The sequence below is a fragment of the Bacillus sp. JJ1521 genome, assembly GCF_036965165.1.
GTDB lineage: Bacteria > Bacillota > Bacilli > Bacillales > Bacillaceae_L > Ferdinandcohnia.
Genome location: NZ_JBALOX010000193.1, coordinates 1 through 7,228, shown reverse-complemented (window position 1 = coordinate 7,228; position 7,228 = coordinate 1). Strand labels below are relative to the sequence as shown.

The 7,228-nt window shown below is 37.5% G+C and carries 7 protein-coding genes and 1 pseudogene; 7 read left to right on the top strand and 1 reads right to left on the bottom strand.

Features of this window, described 5'->3' with window-relative positions; genetic code table 11:
- The first annotated feature begins 357 nt into the window (after positions 1-357).
- The 5 genes and pseudogenes from modB (at position 358) to V7147_RS21435 (ending at position 4,353) form a co-directional block, all read left to right on the top strand.
- Positions 358-984: pseudogene (modB, locus tag V7147_RS21455) on the top strand (molybdate ABC transporter permease subunit).
- Positions 985-1,119: 135 nt separating this feature from the next.
- The gene (locus V7147_RS21450; protein WP_335369844.1) at positions 1,120-1,644 is read left to right on the top strand and encodes a cytochrome C oxidase subunit II; all 525 of its coding nucleotides are present in this window, start codon (positions 1,120-1,122) and stop codon (positions 1,642-1,644) included.
- Between the two features lie 14 nt (positions 1,645-1,658).
- On the top strand, positions 1,659-3,146 hold the full coding sequence (locus tag V7147_RS21445; RefSeq protein WP_335369843.1) for a cbb3-type cytochrome c oxidase subunit I: 1,488 nt from the start codon (positions 1,659-1,661) through the stop codon (positions 3,144-3,146).
- Positions 3,136-3,744 carry an SCO family protein gene (locus V7147_RS21440; RefSeq protein WP_335369842.1) on the top strand — a complete coding sequence of 203 codons (609 nt, stop codon included), beginning with the start codon at positions 3,136-3,138 and terminating at the stop codon, positions 3,742-3,744. Before V7147_RS21445 ends, V7147_RS21440 begins: the two co-directional genes overlap by 11 nt.
- Before the next feature lie 15 nt (positions 3,745-3,759).
- Positions 3,760-4,353, top strand: coding sequence for a hypothetical protein (locus V7147_RS21435; RefSeq protein ID WP_335369841.1), 594 nt, complete (start codon positions 3,760-3,762; stop codon positions 4,351-4,353).
- 92 nt (positions 4,354-4,445) lie between these two features.
- On the opposite strand, the gene ric is transcribed toward V7147_RS21435, so the two are convergent.
- Positions 4,446-5,153 (bottom strand): iron-sulfur cluster repair di-iron protein, encoded by a 708-nt coding sequence (gene ric / locus V7147_RS21430; RefSeq protein WP_335369840.1) that lies wholly within the window; start codon positions 5,151-5,153, stop codon positions 4,446-4,448.
- Positions 5,154-5,348: 195 nt separating this feature from the next.
- Here ric and V7147_RS21425 point away from each other — a divergent pair, with 195 nt between their 5' ends.
- The gene (locus V7147_RS21425; RefSeq protein WP_335369839.1) at positions 5,349-6,617 is read left to right on the top strand and encodes a molybdopterin molybdotransferase MoeA; all 1,269 of its coding nucleotides are present in this window, start codon (positions 5,349-5,351) and stop codon (positions 6,615-6,617) included.
- A complete protein-coding gene (gene mobB / locus V7147_RS21420; RefSeq protein WP_335369838.1) occupies positions 6,602-7,114 on the top strand; it encodes a molybdopterin-guanine dinucleotide biosynthesis protein B in 513 nt (170 codons plus the stop codon). Before V7147_RS21425 ends, mobB begins: the two co-directional genes overlap by 16 nt.
- Positions 7,115-7,228: the final 114 nt, after the last annotated feature.

Here is a 7,228-nt window from a genome sequence, read left to right as displayed (position 1 = left end):
GAAGTTCAAAAAGTGCGGTGAATATGAAGCATCGATAGCGGAACTTCGACTAAGAGCTGACACGTCCTGTGTCAAACGTCGAAGTCACCAAATCCTGTGGAAGCTCGTTGGCTTGCTTTTGGAGTTCCTCACGTATTAACTGCATACGCTCCGGTACTCAAAGCTGAACCGCCTTGAAATTTCGACGCGGTCCTCTTCATCCTCCTTTTTGAACACTAACTTCTAAGAAAATAATATAATGTTAGTTATTCAAGAGGTGTATAATAAATCACACTTTTTGAAAAATCCTGGAAGATACCTTTGAATAATGAGGGTTATGCCAATTTTGAACAATTTTTAACAATTGAGGTCTGGATTATGAAACAGCTATTTTGGTCACCTATCAAACTATCAATAACAATCGCAATCACAGCATGCTGTATTGTCTTATTGCTTGGTTTAGTCACTGGTAAATGGATGGCGCATAGACAATTTAAAAGAAAACTTATTCTTGAAACATTATTAATGCTGCCACTTGTACTCCCTCCATCTGTAGTAGTTTTTTTATTAATTGTGATATTTGGAAGAAAAATTAACTGGCCAACCAATTATGTTTACTTGGTGGGCCGCGGTTATTGCTTCAACCGTTGTGGCATTTCCACTTATGTACCAATCTGTTAAAACGGAATTTCAATCTGTCGACTCAGATATTGAGGATGCAGCTAGAACGGACGGGGCAAATGAATTTTCTATATTTCTTTTCGTTTCTATCCCGTTATCTATTAAAGCTATCGTGACGGGGTTTATCTTAAGCTTTACGCGTGCACTTGGGGAATTTGGTGCACCCCTTATGTTTGCCGGAAATATACCAAAAAAACACAAACATTACCAAGAGCAATCTATTTCGCCATCGACAGCGGGAACATGAAATTAGCCTGGCTGTGGGTCCTAACTACTATCTTCATTTCCTTCCTAATGCTCGCGTCAACCTATTTAATAAAATAATAAATGAAAAAAGATGCATTCTTGACAAGAATGTGTCTTTTTTGTTTTCTGCTCATTTTGTGACAAACTTAACAGATTTATGGTTGCACAATATGTGAGAATCATGCTGAAAAGAGAAATTAGGAGGGGGTTCTTTTGTACCAAACAGCCGCTTGGTATCTTTCTATTATTTTGATGACCTTAATAACCGTTATTTTTATTACCGTCGTATTAAAGACTAATAGACGAAAAGAGTATGAAGCAATCCAAAAAAAATGGTACCGTTTTAGAACTTTTTATTTCATTGTTCTTCTTGTTGTATTTGGAACTGCTACGTATTTTACACTTCAAGATCTTCCATTCGAAAGACCAGTATATGGTCAAGGTGAAAATCCGGTCATAGTCGATGTAGAGGCTGTTCAATTTGGATGGAATATGAGCCAGACTGAATTCAAAGTGGGAGAACCAATCGAATTCGATATCACAAGCTCAGATGTTAACCATGGTTTTGGAATTTATGACAAAGACATGAATTTATTAGCACAAACACAGGCAATGCCAGAATATACAAACACTGTTTTCTACACTTTCTCAGAACCTGGCACATATCAAATTTTATGTATGGAATACTGTGGACTTGCTCACCATCTCATGATTGGTGAAATTGTCGTAACAAATTAAGGAGGGGGTTAACAATGTCTACTAATATTGTAATGGGAGAGACAACTAACTCCCGAAATAAAACAATTGTGATGTATCTACTAACAGGTAGCCTTATCATATTATTAATGATGGTTTTTGGGGTCCTGATGCTTATGGCACAGGGAAAAATGATTGAGGTAGACCCTGGATTCTTTTATGAGATTATGACTGTCCATGGTACAGGGATGATTGGGGCAGCTGCATTAGCCGCAGCTGCAGTCATGTGGTATTTCCTTAGTAAATATGTTCAATTAAGCAAAGCAATTCTCATTACGAATTTCATCTGTTTCATCATCGGAGTCGTTATGGTGTTGATAGGAATCTTTGTATTTGACTTTGCGGGAGCTTGGACTTTCCTATATCCGCTACCGGCAATCTCTGCTGGAGGATGGGCAACAACGGGAGCAACACTTTACTTAGGTGGTATGCTCATACTCGGTGTAGGGTTTTTATTGCTATATTTAGATGTTGCTAGAGCGATCATTAAACAATATGGAAGCTTAGGTGGGGGCTTAGGCTGGCGGGTCGTAATTGGAAAGGAAAAAGGCTTTGGTCCACCAGCAACTGTTGTTGCAAGTACAATGGTTGCAATCGTAAATATTACAGCATTGACTGCTGGCGCAACAGTCCTTACTATGAGCCTTATCAATATCTATATTCCAACGATTACAATTGATCCATTACTAGCAAAAAATTTAACATATGCGTTTGGTCATATCTTTGCAAACTCAATTATTTACATGGGTGTCATTGCGGTTTATGAGATTTTATCAGCCTACGCTAATCGTCCTTGGAAGGCAAATCGCCCGTTCTTGATTGCATGGAATTGCTCTACTCTTTTTACAATTATTATCTATCCTCACCATTTATTAATGGACTTTGCATTACCAAAATGGATGATTATTTTAGGTCAAGTGCTTTCATATGCGAATGGATTACCAGTATTAGTTATCACAGCTTACGGTGCGCTTATGATTGTATATCGTTCAGGCATTAAGTGGGATATTGCCTCATCTTTTATGTTTATATCAATGTTTGGCTGGGTAATCGGAGTAGTGCCAGCAATTATTGACGCGACAATCGTTGTTAACCATGTCATGCATAATACCAAATGGGTACCGGGGCATTTCCATATGTATATGGGCTTAGGCGCCACAACAATGCTATTTGGATTTATGTATTACTTAGCAAAGGTGAATAAAAAAGGGAAAGAAACTACTCGTGATACGATTAGTTTTTGGATGTACGCAATGTTCTTCATCGGATTATGTGGTACATTCCTATTCTCCGGAAAAGTAGGAGCGCCAAGAAGATGGGCTGAGCACTTCCCAGAGTGGATCCCTTATGACCGTATGGGAGCAATCTTCGGTATTTTTATTGTTCTCGCTGTATTAATATTTGTCATCCGATTTTGGAATTTTTCAAGGTCAATTGATTATAAGTATCAGGAAAAAATAGGACCAAATAACCATGTGGCGTAAAAGTATTGGAATTCTATTTGCACTTGCAGCTGGTACTACGTTGCTTTGGATAGGTACAGATGGATTTCGGGCTTTTACAGCAGAAACTGCTAGAATCATTGAATTAGAAAGGGAGGGGCCAAAACTCCCTTCCGCTACATTAATTGACTCTAATTCGAAAAAATTTCATTTACAAGAATTAGAGGGAAAATATACACTGTTTACTTTCATGTACACAAGTTGTGGAGATGTATGTCCAGTATTAGAAAGAAATTTTGCTGAAATCTATGAGAATATCCCTGAGGGAGTGCTAGGAAAAGAGGTAGTGCTTGTAAGTATAAGCTTTGATCCAGAACATGATACTCCAAACGTTTTAAAGTCGTATTCAGATCATTTCGGAGCAGATGGAGAACGGTGGAAAATGGCGACCATTGAAGACGAGCAGGAATTACAAGATGTGTTAAATACACTTGAAGTAATTGTCATACCAAATGAATATGGGGGATATGAGCATAATTCTGCCTTTTATGTCATCAATCCAGAAGGAAAATTAACGAATATCTTTGATTACCAAACACCACAAACCGTTGTGGAATACTTAGATTCTTTTCTATTTTAGATTAGAGGTGAAAATATGTACCGTTTCCGTTATTTAATAATTGGACTACTTTTACTTCTAGTTGTTTCAGTCCCATATGTCAGGCTAATGTTAGAAGCAAGTATGGTTGCTACCATGCTTGTTCAAATTCCCTTATTAGTGTGTAGTGGTTACTTTCTAGCAAAAGGATTTCCAGAGAAATGGCGAACCTTTTTCCTATATTTTAATGAGAATGGGATAGCGGGGATATTAATAACATTGTTTATTTTGACGTACTGGAGTTTGCCACGAGCGATTGATGCTGCATTAAATGAACCTTTTATGGAAATTGTAAAATATACAAGTCTACCATTCATTGCGGGGGTATTTTTGTACTATAGCTGGGGACTGCTTGGTCCGATTAGTAAAGCCTTTATTTGGGCGAATGTAATTTCGATGCTTTTTGTTATGAGTTGGCTTTATTTAGCGTCACCAGCACGACTTTGTAATAACTACCTCGTTTCAGAACAGCAAGAGCTAGGAAAAACCATGTTTTTAGTAGGATTGGTCATTTGTATTTTATTTATGGGACGGGTTTTTATTGGGAAGCCAAAATTTTACACAATGAAGAAAAATGAAAACAATCCGTAAATAAAAATAAAGATAAAATCAGGGGACCTTGATGAAAGGTTGACATAAAAAATGAGCTGACATGATATCAGCTCATTTTTTCTATTTTGTATTTAGTTCCCTGCTGCTGCTCTTGGGAAGAGGATATTATTTTCTAAATGAATGTGCTGGAATAAGTCTGCTTCCAATGCTTCAAGACGTTGGTAGACTAAGCGGTACGTTCCACAAGCACCAATTGGTGGTTGGAAATCATTTGTAATGTCACGGATTTCTTTAATAATATCTCCAGCCTCGTCATGATCGTCTTCCAATTCAATTACATGTTTTTTCACTAATTCTTGATTTTCGACAGTTCTTTCATTTTCAAATTTTACGATTAAAGGGAATGACTCTGCTTCCTCTTTAATTGTATGCTGTTCAAGTTCAACTTTTAATTGATTAAACAGAGAATGCACCCTTGCAAGATGAGGATGATTACCTCCATGTACTCTTAGTACCTTTGTTACATATGGACTAAGCTGCGGAAGCTCTTCGTTTAAGTAACGGTGATGTTTATTCACGATATGGTCAATTAATTCAGAATAGCTTGCAGCCTTCCAATCCACTGTTTTTTCATTTAATTCCTTCATATCTTGATAAAGTGTATTTAATTTTGATAATACTTCATCCTTGGAAAGATTTCTTTCCTCAATGGCATCTATAAGTGGTCGGTTTCCGCCACAGCAAAAATCAATACGAAGTTTTTTGAAAAGGTCTCCAGCCTTCGGAAACTCAGTTACAATTTCTCCGATGATATGTTGTTCTGTAAAAGTTTGTTCCATAATTCTACCTCCTAATTAGTAAGCTACTTATAGCATAGCTTCTAAATAGAAAGAATGAGGTGATGCGTATCACACATCTGTAGAAAATCGTAGTAAATTCAAATAAAGGTGATGTACATCACAGCAGGATAGTAGTGGTTTTATCTAAAATATACTACAATAGGAAAAAAGTAGATAAAAAGTGAGTGAAAGAATATGGTTGAAAGACGAACACCAATCCCCGTTCCTGAAGCAGTATCTCGTGTAATGGAATTTACGGGTTCAGGGACAAAGGAAATAGTACCAATTGAAGCTAGTTATGGGCGATTTTTAGCGGAGAATGTAATTGCTGATCACGATGTTCCACATTTTGATCGGTCCCCTTATGATGGCTTTGCTGTTCGGGCAATCGATACAACAGAAGCTGGACAGGACCATCCAGTAGAATTTGAAGTAATTGAAGAAATAGGAGCCGGGTCTGTTGTGTCGAAAAAAGTGGAGGCTCATCAAGCAGTTCGAATCATGACAGGTGCACAAATGCCAGCGGAATGTGATGCAGTTGTGATGCTTGAATTGACAACTGAATACGAACGTGAAGGCAGGAAGTACATGGCTATTAAGCGACCATTTAAATCCGGAGATAATGTTTCGTTCCAGGGTGAAGATACAAAAAAAGACTCACTCTTAGTGGAGAAAGGTATCTTTATTAATCCTGGTGTAAAAGCACTTTTAGCCACCTTTGGCTATCATCAGGTCGAAGTGGCAAAGAAGCCTGTCATTGGTATTTATGCTACCGGAACAGAATTGCTTGATGTCAATCAGGAACTCGTACCAGGAAAAATTAGAAATAGTAATGCATACATGATAAGTGCACAAATTGAGAGAGTGGGAGCGGAACCAAAGTATTTTGGAAAACTACCAGATGATTTTGATCTTTGTTTTGATGCTATCAAACATGCAATCAGTGAAGTTGATATTTTAATCACAACTGGTGGTGTATCTGTTGGGGATTATGATTATCTTCCTGCAATATATGATAAATTAGGTGCGGAAGTCCTATTTAATAAAATTGCGATGAGACCGGGAAGTGTCACAACCGTTGCACAGCTAAATGGTAAGTTATTGTTTGGATTATCTGGCAACCCTTCAGCTTGTTACGTTGGCTTTGAATTATTAGTAAGACCGGTAGTACGGACAAGATTATTCTCTAAATTTCCACATCTATTAAAAATGAGAGCGGAGCTCAATGCCGACTTCCCGAAACCAAATCCATTTACAAGATTTGTAAGGAGTAAAATCAGTTTTTCTGATGGTAAACTTCTAGTTACACCAAGTGGTCTTGATAAATCTAATGTCGTATCCTCGCTAGCTGGAGCAAATGCATTCATGGTTTTACCAGGAGGAACGCGCGGATTTGGCAAAGGTGATGAAGTAGATACGCTTTACCTCGAAGACCAGGAAGGAAGTAAATGGCCTTGGAAATAAGGTTTCCACTTCTGCAAATCGTTGGGTATCAAAATAGTGGGAAAACATCTCTTGTTGAAAAAATCGTAAAAAAAGGCACGGATTACGGGCATCAAATTGCTACCATTAAACATCATGGACATCAAAGCAACTTAGAAAATTTTCATCAAGCAAAAGATTCTTCCCGCCACTTTAAAGCTGGAGCGTCTGCAACGATAGTAGAAGGCGGTGGTAGCTTACAGCTTGAAGCAAAGACATCTCAATGGACACTTGAAAAGCTCATAGAGCTTTGCGCTCTTTTTGAAAATGACATGATATTAATTGAAGGATATAAAGCTGCAGATTACCCTAAAATCGTCTTAATCAAAAAAGAAAAGGATACGGAGTTGCTAACTTCATTAACAAACATCGTTGCAGTTATATCTTGGATTCCGATTCAAACCAAGTTTCCTCTTTTTCATATAAACGAAGAGGAAAACTATTTACAATGGATATTTAACTTTATTAAAAGCGAATGAATGTAATATAACTTTAAATTTAAAGCCGAGAGGAACAAACTTTGATTGAATAAAGTTAAATACCTCCGGCGGATGCTACAGATTTTTCAGGGGAAGTTTTCGAGCATAGGATCA

Coding starts and splice junctions, on each gene's coding strand:
- V7147_RS21445 (WP_335369843.1), top strand. CDS start 1,659: ATGTCTACTAATATTGTAATGGGAGAGACAACTAACTCCCGAAATAAA.
- ric (WP_335369840.1), bottom strand. CDS start 5,153: ATGGAACAAACTTTTACAGAACAACATATCATCGGAGAAATTGTAACT.
- mobB (WP_335369838.1), top strand. CDS start 6,602: ATGGCCTTGGAAATAAGGTTTCCACTTCTGCAAATCGTTGGGTATCAA.
- V7147_RS21425 (WP_335369839.1), top strand. CDS start 5,349: ATGGTTGAAAGACGAACACCAATCCCCGTTCCTGAAGCAGTATCTCGT.
- V7147_RS21440 (WP_335369842.1), top strand. CDS start 3,136: ATGTGGCGTAAAAGTATTGGAATTCTATTTGCACTTGCAGCTGGTACT.
- V7147_RS21435 (WP_335369841.1), top strand. CDS start 3,760: ATGTACCGTTTCCGTTATTTAATAATTGGACTACTTTTACTTCTAGTT.